Annotated in this window: 18 protein-coding genes; 9 read left to right on the top strand and 9 right to left on the bottom strand. The window is 70.3% G+C overall.

The annotated features are described in order from the left end of the window. Nucleotides 1-87 precede the first annotated feature (87 nt). A complete protein-coding gene (locus AAF430_08505) occupies nucleotides 88-801 on the top strand; it encodes a response regulator transcription factor (GenBank protein MEM7410259.1) in 714 nt (237 codons plus the stop codon). Nucleotides 802-876: 75 nt separating this feature from the next. Next, complete coding sequence (gene ppk1, locus AAF430_08500) at nucleotides 877-3,072, top strand: polyphosphate kinase 1 (GenBank protein MEM7410258.1); 2,196 nt, start codon at nucleotides 877-879, stop codon at nucleotides 3,070-3,072. On the opposite strand, the gene AAF430_08495 is transcribed toward ppk1, so the two are convergent. Continuing rightward, nucleotides 3,060-4,835 carry an ATP-binding protein gene (locus AAF430_08495; protein MEM7410257.1) on the bottom strand — a complete coding sequence of 592 codons (1,776 nt, stop codon included), beginning with the start codon at nucleotides 4,833-4,835 and terminating at the stop codon, nucleotides 3,060-3,062. The genes ppk1 and AAF430_08495 overlap by 13 nt on opposite strands. An 89-nt stretch (nucleotides 4,836-4,924) precedes the next feature. After that, complete coding sequence (locus tag AAF430_08490) at nucleotides 4,925-5,608, bottom strand: response regulator (protein MEM7410256.1); 684 nt, start codon at nucleotides 5,606-5,608, stop codon at nucleotides 4,925-4,927. A 159-nt stretch (nucleotides 5,609-5,767) separates the two neighbouring features. Between AAF430_08490 and AAF430_08485 the strand changes: the two genes are divergently transcribed. Further along, nucleotides 5,768-8,065 (top strand): DNA polymerase II, encoded by a 2,298-nt coding sequence (locus AAF430_08485; GenBank protein ID MEM7410255.1) that lies wholly within the window; start codon nucleotides 5,768-5,770, stop codon nucleotides 8,063-8,065. On the opposite strand, the gene AAF430_08480 is transcribed toward AAF430_08485, so the two are convergent. Next, nucleotides 8,062-9,171, bottom strand: a complete 1,110-nt coding sequence (locus AAF430_08480) for a RuBisCO large subunit C-terminal-like domain-containing protein (GenBank protein ID MEM7410254.1) — start codon at nucleotides 9,169-9,171, stop codon at nucleotides 8,062-8,064. The two genes, AAF430_08485 and AAF430_08480, sit on opposite strands and share 4 nt — an antisense overlap. Before the next feature lie 125 nt (nucleotides 9,172-9,296). Between AAF430_08480 and AAF430_08475 the strand changes: the two genes are divergently transcribed. Genes AAF430_08475 through AAF430_08460 form a run of 4 tightly spaced genes read left to right on the top strand, consistent with a single transcriptional unit; the run spans nucleotide 9,297 to nucleotide 15,109 of the window. Further along, on the top strand, nucleotides 9,297-11,069 hold the full coding sequence (locus AAF430_08475) for a MotA/TolQ/ExbB proton channel family protein (protein MEM7410253.1): 1,773 nt from the start codon (nucleotides 9,297-9,299) through the stop codon (nucleotides 11,067-11,069). Between the two features lie 4 nt (nucleotides 11,070-11,073). Beyond that, complete coding sequence (locus AAF430_08470) at nucleotides 11,074-11,865, top strand: hypothetical protein (GenBank protein ID MEM7410252.1); 792 nt, start codon at nucleotides 11,074-11,076, stop codon at nucleotides 11,863-11,865. A gap of 20 nt (nucleotides 11,866-11,885) precedes the next feature. After that, nucleotides 11,886-12,887: a hypothetical protein gene (locus AAF430_08465; GenBank protein ID MEM7410251.1), complete on the top strand. Its 1,002-nt coding sequence runs from the start codon at nucleotides 11,886-11,888 to the stop codon at nucleotides 12,885-12,887. After that, the gene (locus tag AAF430_08460) at nucleotides 12,884-15,109 is read left to right on the top strand and encodes a DUF3604 domain-containing protein (protein MEM7410250.1); all 2,226 of its coding nucleotides are present in this window, start codon (nucleotides 12,884-12,886) and stop codon (nucleotides 15,107-15,109) included. Before AAF430_08465 ends, AAF430_08460 begins: the two co-directional genes overlap by 4 nt. Here AAF430_08460 and AAF430_08455 read toward each other — a convergent pair. From AAF430_08455 to AAF430_08430, 6 genes are all read right to left on the bottom strand, one after another. Further along, on the bottom strand, nucleotides 15,106-15,771 hold the full coding sequence (locus tag AAF430_08455) for an OmpA family protein (GenBank protein ID MEM7410249.1): 666 nt from the start codon (nucleotides 15,769-15,771) through the stop codon (nucleotides 15,106-15,108). The two genes, AAF430_08460 and AAF430_08455, sit on opposite strands and share 4 nt — an antisense overlap. Nucleotides 15,772-15,931: 160 nt before the next feature. Beyond that, nucleotides 15,932-16,582 carry a glutathione S-transferase family protein gene (locus AAF430_08450; protein ID MEM7410248.1) on the bottom strand — a complete coding sequence of 217 codons (651 nt, stop codon included), beginning with the start codon at nucleotides 16,580-16,582 and terminating at the stop codon, nucleotides 15,932-15,934. 93 nt (nucleotides 16,583-16,675) lie between these two features. Next, complete coding sequence (locus tag AAF430_08445) at nucleotides 16,676-17,620, bottom strand: alpha-L-glutamate ligase-like protein (protein ID MEM7410247.1); 945 nt, start codon at nucleotides 17,618-17,620, stop codon at nucleotides 16,676-16,678. Continuing rightward, on the bottom strand, nucleotides 17,617-19,143 hold the full coding sequence (locus AAF430_08440) for a UUP1 family membrane protein (GenBank protein ID MEM7410246.1): 1,527 nt from the start codon (nucleotides 19,141-19,143) through the stop codon (nucleotides 17,617-17,619). The genes AAF430_08445 and AAF430_08440 overlap by 4 nt, the downstream gene beginning before the upstream one ends. Nucleotides 19,144-19,152: 9 nt before the next feature. After that, on the bottom strand, nucleotides 19,153-19,587 hold the full coding sequence (locus tag AAF430_08435) for a RimK/LysX family protein (GenBank protein ID MEM7410245.1): 435 nt from the start codon (nucleotides 19,585-19,587) through the stop codon (nucleotides 19,153-19,155). Nucleotides 19,588-20,029: 442 nt separating this feature from the next. Further along, the gene (locus tag AAF430_08430) at nucleotides 20,030-21,241 is read right to left on the bottom strand and encodes a citrate synthase (GenBank protein ID MEM7410244.1); all 1,212 of its coding nucleotides are present in this window, start codon (nucleotides 21,239-21,241) and stop codon (nucleotides 20,030-20,032) included. Between the two features lie 82 nt (nucleotides 21,242-21,323). On the opposite strand from AAF430_08430, the gene AAF430_08425 reads away from it, so the two are divergent. Continuing rightward, complete coding sequence (locus AAF430_08425) at nucleotides 21,324-22,553, top strand: citrate synthase family protein (protein ID MEM7410243.1); 1,230 nt, start codon at nucleotides 21,324-21,326, stop codon at nucleotides 22,551-22,553. A gap of 122 nt (nucleotides 22,554-22,675) precedes the next feature. Beyond that, a complete protein-coding gene (locus AAF430_08420) occupies nucleotides 22,676-23,680 on the top strand; it encodes a hypothetical protein (GenBank protein MEM7410242.1) in 1,005 nt (334 codons plus the stop codon). Nucleotides 23,681-23,685: the final 5 nt, after the last annotated feature.

Below are 23,685 nucleotides of genomic sequence, written 5' to 3'. Positions count from 1 at the left end.
TCACGCAAGCGTCACAAGGCTTTGGTTGCTTGGAGTGGCCCCTGAGGGCCGTTCACCGAAGTCGTAGGCGTGGAATCTCGTTTGGTCTTGGTCGTCGATGAGGACGCAGCAGTGCGGGCCGAGGTCCGGAGCTGTCTGGCGGATCGGCAACTCGCGTGCCGAGAGGCCGCGACTGCGAGCGAAGCGCTCGAAGCGGCTCTCGAGGAGCCGCCGGATCTCGTCTTGGTGGATCTGTACCTCCCGGACCAATCCGGCCTGGGTCTGTGCCGCACCTTCCGCGAATCGCCGGAACTGGAGTCGACTCCCATCATCGTGCTCACCAGCCGCGCGAGCGAGATGGATCGCGTGCTGGCGTTCGAATCGGGCGTCGACGATTTCCTGGCCAAGCCTTTCTACGCACCCGAACTCGGCGCCCGGGTGTCCGCCGTTCTGCGCGGGTTCGGTGGACGGCAACGACGCGACTCGGCCACGCTCTCGAAGGGCGGCGAGATCCAGGTCGATGTCGAGTCGGGCCGGGTCGTCGCCGGGGGACAGCGCGTCGACCTGACACCGCGGGAGCGGGATCTCTTGTTGGCCCTACTCGCCGAACCCGGCCGGGTGGTGCGCCGGCGTCAGCTCATCGACCGACTGTGGGGGGATGAAGCCCCGCACAGCGAACGGGCGATCGACGCGCACATCAAGAGCATCCGTCGCAAGCTGGGCGCCGCCCGGATCTACCTCGAAACCGTGCGAGGGGTCGGATATCGCGTATCCGAGGAAGGTCTGGCCGCCTCCCCGGACGGCGCGGGACCGAAGAACTAGCAGGATCTCCGGAGTCTCCCCGAGGGCGGGTGATAGACTCCCGCTCCCCTCCTGCCAGGAAAGCGATCTCGGTCGATGAGACGCGATCGGCTCCCCCACGACGCGTCGCGGGTCCCGGACCCGCGAAACGCGGAACAGACACGCTCGCCGGACGGCCACCCCGCCTTCCCGGAAGCGCGCTATTTCAACCGCGAACTGACCTGGCTCGACTTCAACGAGCGCGTACTCGCTCTCGCAGAAGACCCGTCTCTGGCTCTGCTCGAGCGCGTGAAGTTCCTGGCGATCGCAAGCCGCAACCTCGATCACTTCTTCCAGGTGCGCGTCGCCGGCCTGAAGGCCCAGGTCGAAGCCGACGTCGGTGCGCGTTCGATCGATGGGCGCTCGCCCGAGGAGCAGCTCGCGGCGATTCGCCCGCGCATCGTCGCGCAGATGGAGCGCCAGGACGATTGCTTCGGGAAGGAACTGCTGCCGCGCCTGCGCGACATCGGCGTCCGACTCTGTACCTGGGACGAACTCGACGCCAAGCGACAGTCCGCCCTCTCCGCGTGGTTCGAGCACCGTGTGTTCCCGGTCCTGACCCCGCTGTCGGTCGATCCGTCCCATCCGTTCCCCTACATCTCGAATCTCTCGCTCAACCTGGCGGTCGTGGTCCGGGATCCGGGCAACCAGGCCCTGCGGTTCGCGCGGGTCAAGGTTCCCCCGCTCTTCCCGCGCTGGATCCCGCTCCCCGACGAGCCGGACCACCGCATCCCGATCGAGCAGCTGATCGCCGCGCACGTCACTCTGCTCTTTCCCGGCATGGAGATCGCGTCGTGCACACCGTTCCGACTCACCCGTGACGCGGAACTCGCGCTCGACGAGAACGACGCCGAGGACCTCCTGCAAGCCGTCGAGTCCGGACTCAAGCGGCGCCTGCGCATGAACGCGGCCGTTCGGCTCGAAGCCCCCTGGCAGATGTCCGACCGCATCCTCGACCTGCTGCGGGCCGAGCTCGAACTCGGCGCCGACGACGTGTTCATGACCCGCGAGCTCCTCGATCTCGGCTCGCTCTGGGAGATCCACGGCATCGATCGCCCGGCCGCAAAGCGCGCCCCACACGTGCCCGTCACGCCGCCCGCTTTCGAGGGCATCGAGGACGGGGATGGAGGGCTGTTCGATGCGATGCATCGCGCCGACGTCCTGGTCCACCACCCCTACGAGTCGTTTCGAGATTCCTTCGAAGCGTTCCTCACCCAGGCCGCGGAAGACCCGGACGTGCTCGCGATCAAGCACACCCTCTATCGCACGGCCGGTGGTGGGGCCGCGGGCAGCGAGAGTTCGATCATCCGCACCCTGATCGACGCGGCGGAAGCCGGAAAACAGGTGGTCACCCTCGTCGAGCTCACCGCCCGCTTCGACGAGCAGGCGAACATCCGCTGGGCACGCGCCCTCGAAGAGGCCGGCGTCCACGTCGTCTACGGCGTGGTCGGCCTGAAGTCGCACTGCAAGGTCACCCTCGTCGTCCGCAATGAAAGCGACGGCATCCGGCGCTACGTGCACATCGGCACCGGAAACTACAATCCGCAGACGGCGCGCTCCTACGAAGACTTCGGACTCTTCAGCTGCAGCGGACCACTGGCTGCAGACGCCACCGACCTGTTCAACTCGCTCACGGGCTGCAGCAAACAGACCGACTACCGCAAGCTCCTGGTCGCACCGACGACCCTGCGACGCACTTTGCTCGAGGAGATCGAGCGCGAGAAGCAGGCGCCCGACGGGCGGATCGTGATCAAGGCGAACGGCCTCGCCGACCGCGCTCTGATCGACGCTCTCTACGAGGCGTCACGCGCGGGGACCCAGATCGACCTCATCGTTCGGGGCGTGTGCTGCCTGCGACCGGGCGTGCCGGGGCTCTCGGAGAACATCCGGGTGAGATCGCTCGTGGGCCCGTTCCTCGAGCACTCGCGCATCTTCCGCTTCGGGAGTTCGCCAGAGCGCACGCGCCTCTACCTCGGCTCCGCCGATCTGATGCCCCGCAACCTCGATGGCCGCGTCGAAGCCGTGGTGCCGATCGAGTCCCGCGAAGGCATCGAGCGCGTGGACGAGGTGCTCGAGCTCTGCATCGCAGACGACGCCCTGGCCTGGGAACTCGGTGCCGACGGCACCTGGACCCGGGCAGACCGGGGCCTCGGGCTCTCGGCTCAGGACGAGTTGGTGTTGCGCGCGCGCGAGCGGAGCCACTCGGCGATCGAGCAGCGCTTGCGGCGAGCGCCGGGACCCTACGGGATCTGAGTCTCGGCCTGCCCGACGACGGGTGCCGGTAGCGTGAAGATGAAACTCGAGCCTTCGCCCAGCTCGCTCTGCACGAAGATCTCACCCCCCATCGCCTGCACGAGATGCTTGACGATCGAGAGGCCGAGGCCCGTGCCTCCCAGCGCGCGAGAACGGGCGCGGTCCACCCGGTAGAAGCGCTCGAAGATCCGGGCCGTGTCCTCGGCGGGAATTCCGATGCCCGAGTCGCGAACGACCACCCGCACCCGGGACCCTTCGGACTCGATGGTGACGTCGATGGTGCCGCCGGGCTCGGTGTACTTCACGGCGTTGTCGATCAAGTTGGAGAGGACCTGATCGAGGGCCCTCGCATCAGCGAGTGCGGTCGACCCGTTCGGGACGTCGAGACGCACGCGGATCTCGCGCTCTTCGAACCGGAGCCCGGAGTCCGCGATCAGGCTTCGGGCGACCGTCTCGACGTCGATGGGAGCGATCTCGAGCTTCACCGTACGGCTCTCGATCGTGGACAGCGCCAAGAGGTCTTCGACGATGTTCGAGAGCCGCTGCGCGTGGCGGTGGATGACTTCTAGGTACGACTTCTGGTCCTCGGGAGCCAGCGACACCGACTCGAGCAGGGTCTCGGCGAACCCGCGGATCGCAGCGAGCGGCGTACGCAGCTCGTGGGACGCGTTCGCAACGAAGTCACGCCGCACGTCCTCGAGACGCATCAGTTCCGTGACGTCGTGCAACACCGCAACCGTCCCGATGCGCTCTCCGTCGGCGGGAAAGCGAGCCGCCTGCACCTGGAGCGTGCGCGGGTTCGCGCCGCCCAGCTCGAGGCTTCCCGCCACGGTCTCGTTGGTCGCGGCGGCGTCCATCAAGATGTCTTCGAGTTCGGCGTTGCGGATCCCCTCGAGCATCGGACGCCCCACCAGTTCCCCATGCAGGGCGAAGAGTTCGCCGAGGCGCGAGTTCGCGAGCAGGGTGACGCCACGCACGTCGACAACGAGCACGCCCTCCACCATCGCCTCGAGCACGGAACCGAGCTGCTCCTTGTCATCGGTGGCGCGCTGGAGCTGGGAGCGCAGCTGCCCCGCCATCCGGTTGATCGCGCGCGCGATTCCCGACAGATCGGGATCCGAGGTCTGAGGCACGCGCGCGTCCAGGCGTCCCTTCGAGATCCGGGCCGCCATCCGACGCATCTCGCGCATCGGACGCCGCTGAAACAGCCAATGGAAGAGCTGGAAGAGCGCCAGCGATCCGAGCGCCGAGAGCGCGATCAGCAGCAGGGCCTGTCGGCGAAAGCCACTCAGCGCCGCGTCGCGCTCGTCGAGATCGTGGGCCACGCGCACGAAACCGCCGGGCACCGCGATGGCGACGTAGCGCAGCGATCGACCGACCGTGCGGCTGGTTCGAGACGCGCGTCCGATCCCCGCCGCGCGTGCGGCCTGGACTTCCTCGCGCTCCCCGTGGTTCTGGACCGAGTCGATCCGCTGCGGCTCGATCTCGCTGTCGGCCAGCACCCGACCCGCGTCCTCGATCAGGGTCACGCGGATGTCGGCGTAGCGAGCAGCAGAGGCCAACGCTTCCGCCGCCCTCGGGCCACCGATCCCGCCGGGTCCCAGATTCGCGGCGATCGCCCGGGCGACGTGCTCGAGACGCGCGTCCAGACGCGCGAGATCGTTCTCGCGGAGCTGTCGATAGCCGAAGGGCTCCGCTGCGATCAGCAGCAGGGTCAGGAGCGCGGCGAAGGCCGCGGCGCGGGTGAGCGGTCTCCCCAGCATCCAACGGGTCTCCGGGGTGGGTCCGCGAGGGAACGAAGGGACACCGTGCGCGTCCCATCGCCCTGCTCGGAGAAGCGCTCGGAGGAGCGCTACTCCGAGAACCGATAGCCGACCCCGCGCACGGTCTCAATCAAGCTCCCCGCTGGACCCAGCTTCTCGCGGAGTCGCTTCAGGTGGGTGTCGATCGTGCGGGTCGTCACGGCGATGTCCGTGCCCCAGACGTCGTCCAGGAGCTGATCGCGGGTCATCACGCGCCCGGGACGGCGCATCAACCCGTGCAGGAGCGCGAACTCCTTGGCGGTGAGCTCGATCTCCTGGTCGGACACGAAGCAGCGGTGCCGTTCCGGGTCGAGCCGCAAGACCGCGTTCTCGAGCACGTCCGAGCTCTCGCGCGCCGCCGGCTGGCGCCGCCGCAGGACGGCGCGAGCGCGGAGTGTCAGCTCGCGAGGGCTGAAGGGCTTGGTCACGTAGTCATCCGCCCCGAGTTCGAGCCCCACCACGCGATCGACCTCGTCGGCCTTCGCGGTGAGCATGATGATCGGGGTCTCCGAGAGCGCCACATCGGCGCGAACCTGGCGACACACCTCGGTTCCCGAGAGATCCGGGAGCATCAGGTCGAGGATCATCAGGTCCGGAGGAGCGGCGCGCAGCTTCTCGAGGGCCTGGGAGCCGGTATCGGCGGTCTCGACCTCGAAGCCAGCCTGGCTCAGGTTGATGCGGACCAGTTCGAGCAGGTCGGGTTCGTCGTCGACGACGAGGATTCGCTGTGCCATCGGTCCCGAAGGCTATCGTGAGAGGGCTGCGATGCGGGAGGGATCGCGCGCCGCTGGCACCAAGAGTCTCGGAATCGTCACGGGTTCGCCACCCGGTCGCCCCGGGGGAGAAGCGCTGCGACGCCCCGGGCCGAGCGGCGCGCCCCCGCGAGAGGGTCCATGCCCGACGGCTACATCCTCCAACCCAGCTACCGCATCCGCGATGGGGTGGCCGTGGTCCAGCTCTTCGGGCGACTCGAGGATGGGCGCGCGTTCTGTGTGGAGGACGACCGCTTCCGGCCCTACTTCTTCGTGCGGGCCGAGGACGCCGACGCGCTCCGCGACACCGCGTCGGTCCGCATCGGCGACGCCGCACTGCGCAGCTTCGGGGGCCACGCTCTCGCGCGGGTCGAGGCCGCGACACCGGGCGACGTCCCGGCCCTGCGCGACCGACTCGCCCAGCAGGGACGGCCGCATTTCGAGTCCGACGTCCGCTTTCCCTATCGCTACCTGATCGACGCCGGCGTGCGGGCCGGCGTCGCGATCGACGGCGAGGCGACCGAACGCGACGGGCTGGTCTGGTTCCGCAACCCGGCGCTGACACCCGCGGCGGTGCGACCCCAGCTGCGCGTTCTGTCTCTCGACCTGGAGACCGATCCGCGCGGTCGCGAGATCCGCTCGGCCGCGCTCGTCGGCGACGACGCGGACGAGGTGCACCTCGCCGGGCGCGGAGAGATCACGGGCGCGACCGCCCACGCCGACGAACGTGCGCTGCTGCGCGCCGTCGCCGAGCGCATCCGCGCCCTCGACCCGGACGTGATCACGGGTTGGAACGTGATCGACTTCGATCTGCAGCTCATCGCCAAGCGTCAGCGGGAGCTGCGCGTCGGGGCCTCGCTCGGTCGCGTTCCGGGCGAGATGCGCTTCCAACAGGAGATGGGCTTCACCCGCCAGACGCGGGGCACCCTGCCCGGCCGGATCCTCTTGGACGCCCTCCCCGTCGTGCGCGATGCGCTGCGTCTCGAGGACTACCGGCTGGAGACGGTGGCGCGGCACGTGCTGGGGCGCGGCAAGCTCCTGTCCGAAGAAGTCGCGGATCCGGCCGCGGAGATCGATCGGCTCTACCGCGAAGAACCCGAGGCCCTGGTCGCCTACAACCGCGAAGACGCCCGACTCGTCCTGGAGATCCTCGAGCACGAAGGCCTCCTGGCCCTGAGCCTCGAACGCAGCCTGTTGACCGGGATGCCCCTCGACCGCGTGGGCGCGTCGATCGCTTCGTTCGATCGGCTGTACCTGCCGGCCCTCCGCAAGCGGGGCTACGCCGCGCCGAGCGTCGACAGCTCGCGGAAGAGCGCCCAGGTCCGAGGCGGCGCGGTGCTCGACAGCCGCCCGGGCTTCTTCGAGAACGTCGCGGTCTTCGACTTCAAGAGCCTCTACCCGAGCCTGATCCGCACCTTCCAGCTCGATCCGCTCGCGCACGTCCTGGCCGATGACGCGCCGAACCCGATCCAGGCCCCCGGCGGCGCCCGCTTCGCCCGCGAAGGCGCCCTGCTGCCCGAGATCCTCGAGGGCTTCGCCGAGCGCCGCGACGCGGCCAAGGCCCGCGGCGACCGGAACGCCGACCAGGCGATCAAGATCATGATGAACGCCCTGTTCGGCGTGCTCGGAGCAGCGTCGTGTCGCTTCTTCGATCCCGCCATCGCGAACGCGATCACCGGCTTCGGCCAGGAGATGCTCGCGCGCACCCGTGCCGCCTTCGAAGACGAAGGCGTCGAGGTGATCTATGGCGATACGGATTCGGTCTTCGTGCTGCTCGCCGCGGACGGCAGCGACGGCTCGGACCAGGCCGCGAAGCTGCGCGAGCGGGTGCAGACCCGCATCGCCGCATGGGTCGAAGAGACCCACGGCGTCACGTCCCACCTCGACCTCGAGCTCGAGAAGGTCTACGACCGCTTCTTTCTGCCGCGGGTGCGCGGCGGCACCAGCGGGAGCAAGAAGCGCTACGCCGGCCGTGTCGACGGTCGGCTGGCGGTGGTCGGCCTCGAATCCGTGCGACGAGATTGGCCGGCGATCGCGGGACACCTGCAGCGCGGCATGCTCGAACGCGCCTTCGACGGCGACACCGTCGTGCCCTTCGTCCGGGAGGTCGTGAACGCGGTCCGCGCCGGCGAACGCGACGCCGAGCTCGTCTACGTGAAGCGGCTGCGCAAGGGGTCGCTCGATCGGTACACCCAGTCGGCGCCGCCCCACGTCCAGGCCGCGCGCAAGGCCGGGCCGCGGGCCGGGCCGGTAATCCGCTACCTGGTGACCCAGCGCGGACCCGAGCCGGTCCTCCCGGGCCAACCGCTGCCCGACGACATCGACCGCGCCCACTACGTCGACCGGGTGCTGCGCCCCCTCGCCGAGGCCGTGCTCACGCCGCTCGGCGAGCACACCGAGGATGCCCTCGGAGAACCGCGCCAGCTCGGTCTCCTCTAGGCGGGCAGCGCGGCGGACGCGTCGTGCACGGCCTGCACGAAGGCGCGGCTGCGCGCCTCGGGGCCTGCGTCGTCGAGCTGCAGACTTCCCCCGACGAGCAGCATCGTGTCGCGCCCGTAGAAGGACACGATCTCCGCGGCGTTCTCGAGCTCGATGCCACCGCCCGGTACCGGCAGGCTCGGCCGCAGCCCTGCCCAGGGCGCGCGCAGCCCGTCGGCGATCGACGCGCAGGCGGGACGCGGCGTCTCGAAGCGCCCGCCGTACCCCACGAAGATCACCGCGTCGGCACCGTAGAGGCGCAGCAGCTTCCCAAAGAGCAGCTCGGGTGCGTACGCGACCGCGCCCCCGTGCGAGGGATGGGCCAACACCGGGACCGACGAACGCGCGCAGATCTCCGAGAACGTCGGCAGCCCGATCAGCATCGGCGACGCCATGACCGCGCGCGCACCCAGGTCTTCGGCCAGGCGAAGCTCGTCGAAGACCCGACCCGGGGTGCCGATCAGATTGGGCGCGTAGAGCACCCGGTGCCCGGTGGCGTCGGCGACCTCCTCGACGGCGCCGAGGCACGCGCGCACTCGGGCCTCGAAGGGACAGAACGCCTGATTCGCCAATCCCTGATCGTCCTTCACCACGTCGATCCCGGCCCGCCCGAAGGCGCGCAGCAGATCGGCCAGCGCCTCGGGGCGGTGGCCGAGCGGCTTCACCGCCGTGCAGGTGAGCGCCCGGTCGGCCGCCCCGGTGGCAGCGCGCAGGGCCTCGAGCCCGTGCCGCGGCCCGCCGAGGGCGCGCGCCAGGCTCTCGGGGACCTCGATGTCGACGCAGCGCACGTCGGCCGCGAGCGAGCTGTTGCCGAAGAGCACGCCCAGGGTCTGGGCCGGATCCAGCCCCGTGGCGTCCGCCGGGTAGGCGATCGTGGCGCGGCTCCGGCCTTCCTCACCGGCGGCCGCGACCTGCTCCACGCGCCCCAGGACGTGCTCGGCGATGAAGGCGTCGCGCACCACCACCCGCGGCACTTCGACCGTCTGTTCGCGGGCGATCCCCTCGGCCCGGGACTCGGCCTCCGGGAGGGGTACGGCGAGCTCGTAGGTGACGCGAAGGAATTCCATGGCCGCGGTCTCCCGGGGAGTCGAACGCCGCGGGAAGCCCCGAACCCAGCGCTGGGCGCAGTATATGCGGGGTCCTCGGCTGGGCGCCCCGACCGGGACATGAAATACTTCCGGCAGAGGAACGTTTGCCGGACCGCACACACAGCGAAGACGTCTTTGCCCACGCTGCCACCAACGTGGCGCTCGCCTGGACCGGCGCGGTCGCGGTGATCGTCACGGCCGTCTTCTACCTGGGTCTGGTCGATCCGCTCCTCGACACGTCCTTCGGCGCCCTCTTCGGAGATCGGGGACGGGTGCCCTACGCGATCACGTTCCTGTCGGCGTGGGCCGCCATCATCCTGGGCGTGAAGTACGCCCGGCTGCGCCGCGAGCGGGCGGTCCTCGAAGAGGACCTGCTCCCGGCCCGACTCGGCGACACGATCACCCCCGAAAACACGCCGGCGCTCCTGGCCCATCTGGATGCGCTCCCCGCGCCCGCCCGCTCGGGCGTGCTGGCGACGCGCCTGCGCCGCGCGCTGGTGCACTTCGCTGGCCGCGGCGACTCCCGAGAGGTGTCGCAACAGCTCGGCGCCCGGGCCCAGGCCGACGCCGACGCGGTCGAGTCGAGCTACACGCTGGTGCGCGTCTTCATCTGGGCGGTTCCGATTCTCGGCTTCATCGGCACGGTGATCGGTATCGGGACCGCGGTCGGGGGGTTCTCCGAATCCCTCGATGCCGCGGCCGATCTCGCGGTGATGAAGAGCGCGCTCGGCAGTGTCACGACGGGGCTGGCCGTCGCCTTCGACACCACGCTCCTGGCGCTCGTGATGAGCATCCTGATCATGTTCCCAGCCAGTGCCGTCCAGAAGTCCGAGGAGGACTTCCTCGTCGCCGTCGAGGACTACGCCGAACTCCAGCTGCTGTCACGCCTGGCGAGCGACCCGCTCGGTTCGGAAGCCGACGTCGCGCAGCGGGTCGAAGCCGCTGTCGCGCGGGCGATGGCGGCGCACGAGGCTCAGCTGCGGAACTGGGGAGAGCGACTGGGCCAGATCGGCGAGACGCTCTCGGGCCAGGTGCTCTCGGGTTGGCAGAAGGTCGACGAGCTGTTGCGCGTGCGACAGGGCGAACAGCTCGAGCGCCTCGACCAATGGGCGCATGCGCGCCAGCAAGAGGCCAGCGACGAACTCTCGGAAACCCAGCGCAACCTGCTCCGCGACTTCCGGTCGCACCTGGAAGGCATGGCCGCCGAGGCCCGGCGGATCCAGGAACTCGGTGCCGCCCGCGTCGACGATCAGCTCGCGGGGATCGAGCGCCTTCACCGCCGGCTCCAGGAACAGCAGGCGATGGCCGGGGAGGCCCAGCGCGTCCAGGCCCAGGAGCTCTCGGGAACGGCCGAGAAGCTGGCCCGCACCCTCGGTCACATTCGCAGCGAAGCCAGCGAGGTCCGCGACGAGGGCGCACGCGCCTTCGGTGACTTCGCCGAGCAGTTGCGCGACGCCGCTCGCGAGGCCCAGGCCTTCCAGCGAGACATGGCGAGCGCCGAAGAGTCCCAGGCCCACACACTGCACGCGGCGAGCGAACGACTCGCCGCGACCCTCGGGCGCATCGACGAGCAGGTGGGGGGCCTCGAACGCTGGCGCCAGGAGCAGGTGCGCGGCGTGATCGAAGCCGATCGGGAGTCGGCCCTCGAACGGCGCTCCCACGAAGAGCGGCACGCGGCGCTCCAGGAGCGTCAACGCGAAGCCCTCGGCCACGCCACCCACGAGCTGAGCGAAACCCTGCGTTCCCTGCGTAGCGATGCGAGCGCGGTGCGGGGAGATCTGGGCGAGGTGGCAGACCGCCTGGGACGTGCGCTCTCGGCGATCGAAGCGCGCGCGGGAACCGGCACGCGGCTCTCGCGCTTCTTCCGCGGAAGCTGAACCCATGCCGCGGCCGCGTCGGCGCAGCGCCACGGCGCTGTCGCTCTTCCCCTTCCTCTCCGTCCTCGCCTGCATCATCGGGACGCTGACGCTGCTCATCACCGCGACCGCCATTGGTGAGATCGGCCACGAGGCCGTCGACGAGGACGCGCACGCCGAACGCCTGGTCGCCAATCAGCAGAGCCGCGCCGAGCTCGAACGCCTCGAGGCGCTGGCAGCCGAGGTGACCCGTCTCGAGACCGAGCAGTCGACGGCCACCTCGCGACGGAACGCGCTGCGTTCAGAACGCGAGGCCCTGGGTGCGCGGCCGGACCGCGTCGCGCCCCTCCAGGCGCGCCTGACCCGCGCCGAGGCGCGGGTAACCGCGCTGCGCTCCGAACTCGAGGAGCAGATCGCCTCCCAGTCGGAGCTCGAGCGACAGGTGGAGGTGCGGCGGCGCGCGCGAGCGCAATCGCCGATCGCGCTCGAACCCTCGGGCAGCGGCCGCGACCTCGCGCCCCACTTCATCGAATGCCGACGCGACGAGATCATCCTCTACGAAGAGCCGGATCGGCGTCCGAGCCGGGTGCCCGCCCATCGCATCGCCACGAGCCTCGACGTGCGCCACTTCCTGAGTCGCGTGCGTGCCACCCCGGGCGCGTCTGCGATCCTGTTGAACCGACCGAGCGGTGTCGCCAGCTGCCGGGCGGTCGAACAGCAGGCCGGACTCCACCGCGCGCGACACGGGCGCATGCCGATCCCGGAAGTCGGTGAACTCGACTTCTCGCGCATTCCAAAGAGCCAGGGCAGCTCCTGATGGCGCGGTCGCGGAGAGGCGTGGAGGCCAACCTCGATTCGCTGCTCGACACGATGGCGAACGTCACGGGCATCCTGATCTTCATGCTCGCCGTCACCCAGCTCAGCATGGGGGACGCCATGGGTCGACTGCGCGCGCAACTCGGCGCCGAGGCGGCGGGAATCTCCGCCGAAGCCTTCGATGCGGCGATCGCAGAGACGCAGCGGCTCGAAGCTCAGCTGGCTCCTCTCCAGGCCGAGGGACTAGAAGCGCGTCACTCCGCAGCAGAGGCCCAGGCGCGCGCACTCGCCGACGAGATCGAAACCCTCGCCTCGGAAGTCGCGCTCGCCGGCGTCTCTCCCGAAGCCCTCGAGCGCCGCCTCCAAGCAGCCGAATCCCGGGCCGCCGATCTCGAACGCGCCGTCGCCGACGCGCGAGGCGAAACCGATCACTGGTCGGCGCGACTGGCGAGCGTGGCCAGCGCGCCGGTCGGACGCTCGGCCCGGCTGCCCGACCCGCGACCCGCACCGAGCGGCGCACGCCGGCTCGCGGTGCTGTGTCGCTACGGGCGCGTCCAGGTGATCGACGACCGTCGCCTCGTCACCGAGCTCTGGCGCGGAGTCGAAGAGGCCCTCGGCCGACCGCGGCACCAGATCGCGACGGGCTTCCTGCCGATGCTCGAGCGCATTCGGCTGAGCTCCCATTTCTCGCGCTTCCCGGTGGGCGCGGCCGGTCTGCGCTGGCAACTTCCGCGCGAGGGCGAGCTGGCGGCACGTCTCGAGTGGGCCCGCGAGAGCCTGGGAGAACCCGCCGAGACCGTGGCGCTGGCCGGGTCGAACTTCCAGCGCGAGCTGCGACGCACGAGCGCGCGACGGGCGTACCTCGAGTACTTCGTCTGGGAAGACAGCTTCGGCGCATACACCGCGGCGAGGCGGGCGTCCGACGATGCCGGTTTCGCGGCGGGCTGGCAGGCCTTCGAGAAGAACGAGGACCTCTTCCACTACCTCGGTCGCCAGGGCTCGTCTCCGCGGTTCGTCGATTGAGCGACCCGACACTCGCACGCACCCTGCTCGGTCTGCTCGGTCTGCTGATGGCGTGCAGCGGGTCCGAGCTCGACGTCGGCGAGATCGCGGGGGGGACGCGCACCCGCACGCCCCATGCGCGCGCGGACTCGGAAGCGGCGAGCGCGGCGGGCATCGCGAGCGAGAAGACGATCCTCTTCGGGGATCTCCACGTCCACACGACGTTCTCGATCGATGCCTACCTCTACGGGCTGCCGATCTTCGGAGGCGAGGGGGCGCACCCACCCGCCGACGCCTGCGACTTTGCGCGCTACTGCGCGGAACTCGACTTCTTCTCGCTGAACGATCATGCCGAGGGGCTCACGCCCGCACGCTGGCGCGCTTCGATCGAGAGTCTGCGCGCATGCGATGCACGTGCCGGCGACCCGGCGAACCCGGACCTGGTGCCGTTCATGGGTTGGGAGTGGACCCAGACGAACCCAGCGCCGGAGGATCACGAGGGACACAAGAACGTGGTCTTTCCCGGCCTCGGGGAAGACGACCTGCCGACGCGACCGATCTCCGCGCTGGCGGACAACACGATGGCGCGCGCCAGGGGCCTCTCGCTCGCGCGCGGCGCGGAAGCGCTCTTGAGCGTCACCGCACCTCACTACGCCGACTTCCTCTACTGGGTCCGCCAGCTCGCAGGAACGCCCTTCTGCGAACCCGGCGTCGACACGCGAACGCTGCCCGACGACTGCCACGAGAACGCGCCGACCGCGGCGATCCTCTTCGAGAAGCTCGATCAGTGGGGTCTGCCGTCGCTGGTGATCCCGCATGGAACCGCCTGGGGCATCCACGCGCCGCCGGGCGCCTCCTTCGCGACCCAGCTCGCGCAGGCGAGCCACGACCCGAAGCGCCAGCGGCTGCTCGAGGTGTTCTCGGGTCACGGTGCGTCGGAGCGCTACGCCCCTGCTGCGGCGAAGGCAGAGGCGGTGCAGCGCGCCGGAGGCTGTGCCGAACCGACCGCCGAGTTCCTGCCCTGTTGCTGGCAGGCAGGCGAGATCGTGAGGGCGCGCTGCGACGATCCCACCTCCGAGGCCTGCGCCGCGCGCGTCGCGGAAGCGCGTCAGCGCGCGAGTGAAGCCGGGCGGCGTCCCCACTGGGTGCTCCCGGATACCGAGCCGGCAGACTGGCTCGACTGCGATCAGGACCGCGGCGCCTGGAAGTCGGCGCTCACGCCGCGGCCCGGCATGAGCGCACAGGCCGCGCTCGCGTCGCACGCGACCGACGTAGACGGCAACGAGCTGCGCTTTCGCTTCGGCCTGATCGGCTCGAGCGACATCCACACCGCCCGCGCGGGCAGTGGCTACAAGCAGGTGCGTCGGAAGGGCATGACGGACGTGCGCGGTTTCGCCTCGGAGCGGGCCGAGCGTTGGCTCACGCGCTTCGTCCACGGCCGGCCACGCGCGGACGGGGGTGCGGTGGAGAGCTCGCCCGCACGCCTCGGCTTCCGGGGCCTGCTCGACGTCGGCCGGACCTCGAGTTTCCTCTACCCCGGCGGACTCGTGGCGGTCCACGCGGAGGGACGCGATCGGGCGAATGTCTGGGACGCCCTCGAACGCCGCGAGGCCTACGGCACCAGCGGTCCGCGTCTGCTCCTGTGGTTCGACCTGCTGAACGGGCCCGAGGGCCGAGCGCCCATGGGCAGCGTCGTTGCGCAGCGCGCGACGCCCGCGTTCGAGGTGCGCGCGATCGGCAGCCGGATTCAGCTCCCGGGCTGCCCGGACGAGACCCGGGCCGCGCTTTCCGAGTCACGGATCACGCGGCTGTGTTTGGGGGAATGCCATCACCCGGGCGAGGCCAGGCACCCGATCGAGGCGATCGAGATCGTGCGGATCACCCCGAGCGCCGACCCCGCGACCCTCACCGAACGCATCGAAGACCCGTGGCTTCGTTTCGAATGCCCGGGGGACCCGGCGGGTTGCACGGTCCGGTTCGAAGACCCGGCGTTCGGGGACGAGGATCGCGTCTACTACGCGCGTGCGCTCCAGGCGCCGACGCCGGCCATCAACGGGGCCGGTCTTCGCACGCGCTTCGACGCAGCGGGAAACGCCACCGGGGTCACCCCGTGCTACGGCGGATGGAGAACGCCCCGGGACGAGGATTGTCTCGCCCCGGGGCGTGAACGTGCCTGGTCGTCACCGCTCTTCCTCGACGTCGACGACGTCGAAGCCGAGAGCGAGAGCGAGCGCTCCGACTAGGTCTGGGTGAGCGGCACCAGGCGGAGCTCGACGCGGCGGTTCAGGGTACGGCCCCCGGCGGTGTTGTTGTCCGCGACCGGGAACTGCTCGCCGAAGCCCTCGGTGATCACGCGCTGGCGCATCACCTGCTGACCCACCAGGTACTGACCCACCGCCTGCGCACGCCGCTCGGAGAGCTCCTGGTTGTAGCTGTCGGAGCCGGTGCTGTCGGTGTGGCCGGTGACCTCGATGATCGTCTTGTCGAACTCGTCGAGGACGAGAGCGACCGAGTTCAGCACTTCGTAGAACTCGGGCTTGATCGACGCGCGGTCGGTCGCGAAGGTCAGGTTGCCCGGCATGTTCAGGTAGAGGTCGTCGCCAACGCGGGTGACGCTGACGCCACTGCCCTGCAGACGCTCGCGGAGCTTCTTCTCCTGCAGATCCATGTAGGCGCCGACGGCGCCGCCGGCGAGGGTGCCGACACCAGCCCCGATGAGTGCGCCGCGCGCCCGGTTTCGCTTGTCGGCCAGTGCGCCGATGGCCGCGCCGGCGGCCGCGCCCACCAGGGCGCCGATGGCGGTGCGCGCCACCTTGCGCTCGCCGGTAAAGGCATCGGTGGTGCAGGCCGCGAAGAAGACGCTGGCCACACATGCAGCGATCACACGAATCCGGTTTCGTCGCATCACGGTGTTTTCTCCTGGGTTTCCGCCCGCTTGCATACTAGCCCAGGGCTTCCCGGGCACGCGGGTGGGGACGTGGCGGCTTCGACGCAGAAGCCGCGGGTGAGATTCAGAACGCTCGCGTTCGCAGACGAGAACGCTCCTTTCGAGAATGGACTCGGAGTCAGGCGCGCATCCCGACGGCGCCTGCTTTCGGGTGCAAGCTCGCTTCGGCGCTCGGGCGCGCGTTCACGCGCTCGAACCACGCATCGACGTTCTTGAGTTCGGTGTCGCGGGGCTGTCCCACTCCGGCAAAGAAGTCCATCAACGTATAGAGCTGAATGTCCGCCAGGCTGAATCGGTCACCGCAGATCCAGCTGCGACCGGGCAGCAGACCGTCCAGCAGCGCCAACCCGTCCTGGGCGATGGCTTTCAGGCCGGGGGCGGCATCGGGAAGCGTGCGCATCCGGTCCTGGAACATCGAGAGTCCTTCGCCGTAGCGAAACCCGTTGGACATCGGCTCGGTGATGCCCAGCGTGAGGCGCCGCGTCCACATCCGCGTCTCGGCGCGCTCCTCGGCCGTGCTGCCGATCAGCGGCGGTGCCGGGTGCTTCTCTTCCAGGTACTCGCAGATCACCGTGGTCTCGGCGATCACCCCGCCGTCATCGAGAGCCAGGGCCGGCAGCTGGCCGTAGGGGTTCTTCTCGCGGTAGCCCTCCGCGCGGTTCTCGCCGCCCATCAGGTCGACGGCTTCCGAATCGATCGAGAGACCCTTCTCCGCCACGAACATGCGAACGAGGCGCGGATTCGGACCGAGAGCGTCATAGAGTTTCATGCGAGATCTCCTTGGATGGGGGCGCTTTGGCGCGCGGGCACCCAGCCGGCGGCGTGCCGGACGGCGCTGGGCCGGGCAGCATACAACGGTCGCCTAGAAGCTTCCGAAGTGGTCGCGCGCGAAGGCGACCCGGTCGGTCACCGGCGGGTCGCTGCGCTCGGCCAGCCAGGCATCCACGCGCTCGAGGCGGGGACGCAGCCCCTCGTCGTTCGCGGTCTGGATGCTGATCCCCGGCCGCGCGTTCAGCTCGAGCATCATCGGCCCGTACTTCGCATCGAGCACGACGTCCACGCCGAGGTAGCCGAGCGAGGTGAGATCGTGACAGCGCGCAGCCAGGTCGAGAAGCTGTCCCCAACCCGGGATGCGCAGACCTGCCAGGGTCTTCCCCGTATCCGGATGCGCCTCGATCATCCGCTCGCGACACACGGCCCGGCGGGTCGTGCCGGTCGCGAGGTCGATCCCCGCTCCGACGGCGCCCTGGTGCAGGTTCGCCCGCCCATCCGAGGCGCGGGTGGGCATGCGGACCATCGCCATCACCGGAACGCCGCGGTAGACGAGCGTGCGGATGTCGGGCACGCCGCGGAAGGCGACGTCTTCGAAGAGCGGATCGAAGGCCACGCGGTACTCGATCATCGCCGCGTCCGGCTGCCCGCCGAGGCTGTACATCCCCGAGAGCGCATTCGAAACGTGGTACTCCACGTCCTCGGCGCTGATCACCTCGCCGCTGGCCTTGACCAGGCGATCGCCGTAGCGATCGCTGATCACGAGGATCCCGTTGCCGCCGCTGCCGTGGGCGGGCTTGATGACGAACTCGTCGTAGTCGGCGAGACGCTCGCGTAGATGCTTGAGCTCGTGGTAGGCGCGCACCACGCCGTAGAGGGGAGGCACCGCGATGCCCGCCTTCTCCGCCAGCCGCTTCGTGCGCAGCTTGTCGTCGACGAGCGGGAAGTAGCGCCGCTCGTTCCAGCGACTGATCAGGTCGGCGTTTCGGGCATTGATGCCGAGTACGCCTCTCTCCTGAAGGCCCTGGAAGATCACGCCGACTCCTCGGCCGTCGTGCCGAGCGCGCGGAAGCGGTAGAGCTCGGAGAGGCGATACCCGCTGTAGCGGCCCAGGAGGAGCATCAGAGCCAGCGCCACGAGCAGGAGCTCGGGGAAGACGAAGCTCAGGTGCTGCACGAGCCGGTTCGAGAAGACGGCGTACGCGATCACCGCGACGACCAGGCTGCCGACCGCCTGTTGGAGGGCGGCGCGCGCCCCGACCTCTTCCCAGACGACGCTCATGCGCTCGATCACCATCGTCAGGATCACGATCGGGAAGAGCGCGGTCGACAGCGCGCGCTCCATCCCAGCCCCGTAGCCGAGCAGACTGGTGAGGCCGAGGATCAGCACGACGATCGTGAGGACCGCCGCCATCCGCGGGACGAGCAGGAGCTTCAGCCGCTCGAGGAAGCGTCGCGCGAGCAGACCGAGCGCCACCGTTGCGCTGAACAGCACGACCCCCCACAACAGCTGGGTCTCGCGAAACGCGAGAGCGATCAGGATCGGCATGAACGTGCCGAAGGTCGCGAGCCCCACGACGTTGCGCAGCAGCACCACGAGCAGACTGCCGATCGGCAGCAGGACGAGGACCTGGTACACGGCCTGGGTGGCGATCGGGAGCTCCAGGAACGACAGCCACGGGAGCGGGCTCCCGAGCACGGCGGCGCGCGCGCGTGCCACCTCGACCGATCCGTGGCGGTTGCGCAGCACCGAGAAATCGACGCGCGCGCGGCGTCCGCCTTCCACGTCGAGCAGGGGACCGTCGCCCCACGACCAGACCAGGAAATCGCTGGGCAGCCCGATCACGCCGGTCGTCGGATCGAAGAACACCCAGTCGGTCTCGTCGTGGACGGCCAGCCAGGAGTCCAGCGGGATCTCGCGGGCGCGATCGCGCAGCTGCAAGCCGCGGATCTCGCGCGCCGGAATGCGGGCGCCCGCCAACAGGTGGATCGCCAGCGGGACGCGCTCCATGTCGCGCTCGAGCACTGGGCGCGCGAACTCGTCCGGGGTCGGATCGGCGAGTCGCGCCAGCAGCATGGAGGCGAAGGTGGGGATGTCGGCCGACTGCCGGCGCACCTCTTCGCGCAGCGCCTCGGCGGCGGCGGCGAAGGCCTCGTCGGGTTCCTCGGGAGGCTGGGGGAAGTTCGGCGGCGGCGGCGGCGCGGACACGCTGCCGGGGTGGACGACGGCGCGGTAGTAGAGCGTTTGTTTTCCCGAGGCGCGCCGCTTCGCCCAGAGTGCGGCGCGCTTGCCGTCGACGCCTTCGCTGGTCAAGCCGAAGCCCGAGCTCACGAAGCTCTCGTCGATCACCTCGAAGTTGGGCGGGGACTCGGGGATGCGCAGTGCCACCCGCGCGGCCTTGTCGCGCGATTGGAACTGCACCCGCGCTTCGACGGTCCACACCGACGTACGTTCTCGCGGTTCGAGCGGCAAGCCGAGGATCGCGGCCTTGTAGTAGAAGAGGCCGAGACCGGCGAGCGCGATGATCGCGCTGAGAACGAGGAGTTGGTGGTTCCGCACGAGAACCTGCTACCGCGCCGCGGTCTCGGCGGCGCCGGGACAATCCGGCTCGGAGGTGAGGGTCTGCCCCGAGTCGACCACGGCGACGCCCGCCAGGAAGTTGCGGCCGAGCAGCACCGGGTAGACGAATCCCTCGCGGTCGGCGAGAGAGACCTCGACGCTGCGCAGCTCGCGGCCCAGGCAGAGGGACATCTTGACGACGGGGCGCCGGTCGAACTTGTCGTCGGGTCGCCGGATCTTCACGAAGCGTTCCACGCGGCGCTCGAGTTCGACCTCGCGACCGTCGCGGTCCTCGATCGTGAACCGGACCCAGCGCTTGCCGTCGCGCTTGAAGACCTCCTGGTTGCGGGCGTCGATCGAACTCGTGGTCGCGCCCGTGTCGAGCTTCGCCTTCACGCGCGTGGAGCCTGGCTCGACGCGCACCCACTCGACCCAACCTCGCACCCGTGGATCACCGGCCCGAGGCTCGGCTGCGCAGGAATCGGCACCGAGAAAGCCGAGGGCTGCGATCGCTGTGGCCCACGCCACCGGCCGACGCGCCCGGACCCTTCGCCCGCAGCCGCCTCGCCCACTCGCATGGGTGTACTCGCCGAAACCCACGTCTCCCCCGTACTCCGCCGCTGGTCAGCCCCCACGCGGGTCTCGGTGATCCCGCTGACGGGCGCTGTGACCCGAGTCACCGGACCCCGAGGCAGGGCTCGCGCGGCGGCGGGATGCTACTCGCCCGGAGGGTCCGGGGGAAGCCGAGGCCGACCCCCGTCGGTGGAGGCCGATCCGGGCCGAGGGGGACCCTACGGCGTCGGATTCCGACCATGGGCGCGGTCCAGACGACGCTCGGGCCTTGCCCGAGAGGTCTCTCGAACGGGCGACGCTTCCTGCGAACGGCCTACGCGGCCCGCTCGTCGGGCGAAAGCCAGCGCCGGCCGAGTTCGCCCGCGTAGTGGACCCGCGGACGAATCAGTCGATCTTCCTCGATCTGTTCGAGCACGTGGGCCGTCCAGCCCACCACCCGCGCCACCGCGAAGGTCGGCGTGAAGAGCGGCGTCGGCAGTCCGATGCCCGCCAGGAGCAGCGCCGTGTAGAACTCGACGTTCGTCTGGAGCGGACGGTCGGGCTTGCGCTCGGCCAGCACGCGCAGGACTACGGCCTCTACTTCGCGGGCCGCCCGAGGCAGGGAGGCGGCCGCCGGGTCGGGGAACAGGCGATCCACCGCCGCCCCGAGCACATCGGCGCGCGGGTCCCGCACTCGGTAGACGCGATGGCCGAATCCCATGATGCGGCGTCCCGCGTCGAGCGCGTCGTGCACCCATCGCTCGGCCAGCGAATCGAGGGACTCCCCGCTGCGCTCCGCCTCCTCTTGCAGGTGGATCACCATGTCGAGAGCGGGGCCCGGAGCCCCGCCGTGGAGCGGACCCTTCAGGGCTCCGAGTGCCGCCACGATCGCGGAGCCGATGTCGGAGCGCGTGCTCGTGACGACCCGCGCGGTGAACGTCGATGCGTTCATTCCGTGGTCGACGGCCGTGTTCAGGTACGTACCGAGGGCGCGAACCACTTCGGGCTTCGGCGGCTCACCGTTCAACATCCACAGGTAGTTCGCAGCGTGTCCGAGCGACGGATCCGGAGCCACCGGTGCAACGCCCCGCTGCAGCCGGGCAAAGGCGGCGACGGCGGTGGGAACCGCGGCCACGAGCCGCAGCGCGCGCTGTTGGTTCGCCGGGTTCGGCTCGGCCTGGAGCTCGGTGGCGTGCAATGCGGGCTCGCCCACCCCCAGACTGCCGATCGCCATCCGCAGCGCATCCATCGGCGCGACATCGGCCGCGGCCGCCGCCTCGAGCAGCGCCAGCGTCGGCGCGGGCAAGGCGCGCCGGGAGGCGAGCTCCCCGTGCAAACCCGCCAGCTCGGCCAGCGTGGGCAACCGGTCGTTCCAGAGCAGGAAGAGCGTCTCCTCGAACTCGGCCCGGGACGCCAGCTCTTCGAGCGCGTACCCCCCGATGACGAGCTCGCCGGCATCGCCGTCCACCCGTGAGAGGCGGGTCTCGGCGATGGCGACGTTTTCGAGCCCGCGCGAGAGCGGGAACTGCTGGGGCGGTTGTTGCATGAAGTCCTCCCGGGCGTTGGCGCGCACCGAGAGAGCTAGATCGATGCTTGAATATTGTCAATCTTGATGATTAAATCAAGTAATGGAGCAGAACCTCTCGCCCGCGGGCGGCGCCTGGCTCGACGCGGCCGAGGCGGCCCGGCGCCTCGGTGTCCGCCGGGACACTCTCTACGCCTACGTCAGCCGGGGCTTGATCCGCTCCGAGGCCCAGCCCGGGACGCGTGCCCGGCGCTACGACGCCTCGGACATCGAACGACTGCAGCAGCGTCGCGAGGCGCGCCGCGATCCGGCCAAGGCGGCCCAGGAAACCCTGCACTTCGGCGCTCCCGTTCTCGAGAGCGCGATCACCCGCATCGACGCGGGACGCCTCTTCTACCGCGGCCGCGATGCGACGGCCCTCGCGCGTTCCCACCGCTTCGAACAGGTCGCCGGCTGGCTCTGGGGCCTTCCGCTCGACGCCGGCCTGCCCGAGAGCGGGCGCAGCTGGCCCTCGGCCTGGAAGCGACGCCAGGCGCTCGACCATCTTCCCCCGCTCGAGGCGTTCGCGAGCGTGCTGCTGGCAGCGGCGGCCGAAGACGCGACCGGCTACACGCGCGACGTGTCTCTGTTGCGTCGACACGGGGCCCACATTCTCGAGCTCGTGACGGGTGTGGCGACGGGCCGCCAGACGGCCAGCCCCGAAACGGGGATCGCCAAACGGCTCCAGCTCGCCTGGGCACCCCGTCGACGCGCGGCGCGGGAAGTGATCGAAGCCGCGTTGATCCTCTGGGCCGACCACGAACTCAATGTGAGCACCTTCACGGTGCGTTGCGTGACGTCGGCGGGAGCCAGCGCCTACGCGGCCGTGGTGGCCGGCTTGTCCGCGCTACGCGGTGTGCTGCACGGGGGCATGACCGAACGCGTCGAAGCCCTCTTCGAGGAGGTCGGGCGACCCGAGCGGGCGGCCGAGGTCCTCGCCGCGCGCTTGCGACGCGGCGAGCGCCTGCCCGGCTTCGGGCATCCGCTCTACGCCGACGGGGACCCGCGTGCGGTCGCGCTGTCCGCGCAGCTGGCCGCGGCCGGCGGATCCAACGCGGAAGCCGATCTCGCGGCGGCGATCGGCGCCGAGAGCCAACGCCTGATCGGGCGCGCGCCGAACATCGACTTCGCCACCGTCGCGCTTCGGCGCGGACTGGGGCTCCCGAGTGGTGCCGCCCTCGCGCTCGTCGGGATCGCGCGCAGCGCCGGCTGGATCGCGCACCTGCTCGAGCAGGGGGCCGACGCGCGGCTGATCCGGCCGCGCGCCCGCTACGTCGGACCGCCCTGCGGCTAGCCCGCCCCGGCCGCCGCCGCGGGAACAGCGAAAAACCCCCTCCAGATCGGATGGTTAGCAGCCCTCAATGCCGCCCGCCGAGCTGCCGATACGGGTACCGACCCCCCGCGCTGGAGGTGCCCATGGCGTGGCCCGGATCGGCGACTGGAATCGCATGGGGAATGGGGTGTCTGCTGCTCGGCATGGCCTCGGTCGGGAAACTCGACGCCCCGGCGTCCCCTGACCTCGACCTGCCGGAGCAGCCGCTGCGCCGGATCTTCGAGCGGGTGAGCCCGAGCCCCGCGGCGTTGCTGACGAAGCAGCCCGGCGGCGGCGTGGTCACTGTGTCGCGACGCGGCGTCGAACGACTCGATCCCGACGGCGGGGAGAGCCGCAGGATCGCCCTCCCCGATTCCGACGGACGCGCGCGCGCAGGTCGCTTCACCGCCATCCATGTCGACCCGCGAGGAGCGCTCTGGCTCGGCACCGAGCAGGGCGCGGTCTTCGAACGGCAGGACTCCGCCTGGCTGCCGCGAAGCTCGGTGGGCCGGGGTCCGAAGGGACCGATCCGCGCGATCGCGAGCTTCGGTGACGACCGTTGGGTGGTGAGCGATTCGCTCTGGCGCGTCGGCCCCGAAGGCATCTGGATGCGCGTGCCGCTCCCGACCCTCGCTGCCGTCGATGCCTTCGCCGCCGACCCCGAGGCCGGCGTCCTCGCTGCGAGCGGAGGTCGGGTGTGGCGCTACGACGCGGCCGGTTGGCGGGCGATCTGGCGCTCCACGGGAACCACGCCGGACGTGCTGTGTCTCGCGCTGGGTCCGGAAGCGAGTGCCTGGATCGGAACCGACGACGGCCTTGCCGAGGTCGACGCCAGCGGTGAGGTGCACTGGTCGCTGCGGGGCGAACGCGTCACGGCGCTGGCGCCCCTCGCCACCGGCGCCTTCGCGATCAGCGACCGACGCGGACTGGTGACGCGGTTCGCCGGCGCCTGGCGCCAGGTGACTTCGTTCCGTGAGCTCGCCCTGCGCGACGTGGCGGCCCTCGCCGTGACGGAAGGCGGATCGGTCTGGCTCGCGCGCGGCCACCAGGGAACCTACGTGGGGGGCTTCACGTCCCCGGCTCCGCCGTCGGTGTCGAGCGGACCCTGACGCGA

The organism is Myxococcota bacterium (assembly GCA_039030075.1).
In the GTDB taxonomy this organism is placed as follows: Bacteria; Myxococcota_A; UBA9160; order UBA9160; family SMWR01; genus JAHEJV01.
Note: the sequence above shows the minus strand (reverse complement) of the source record. Positions and strands in the feature narration are given on the sequence as shown.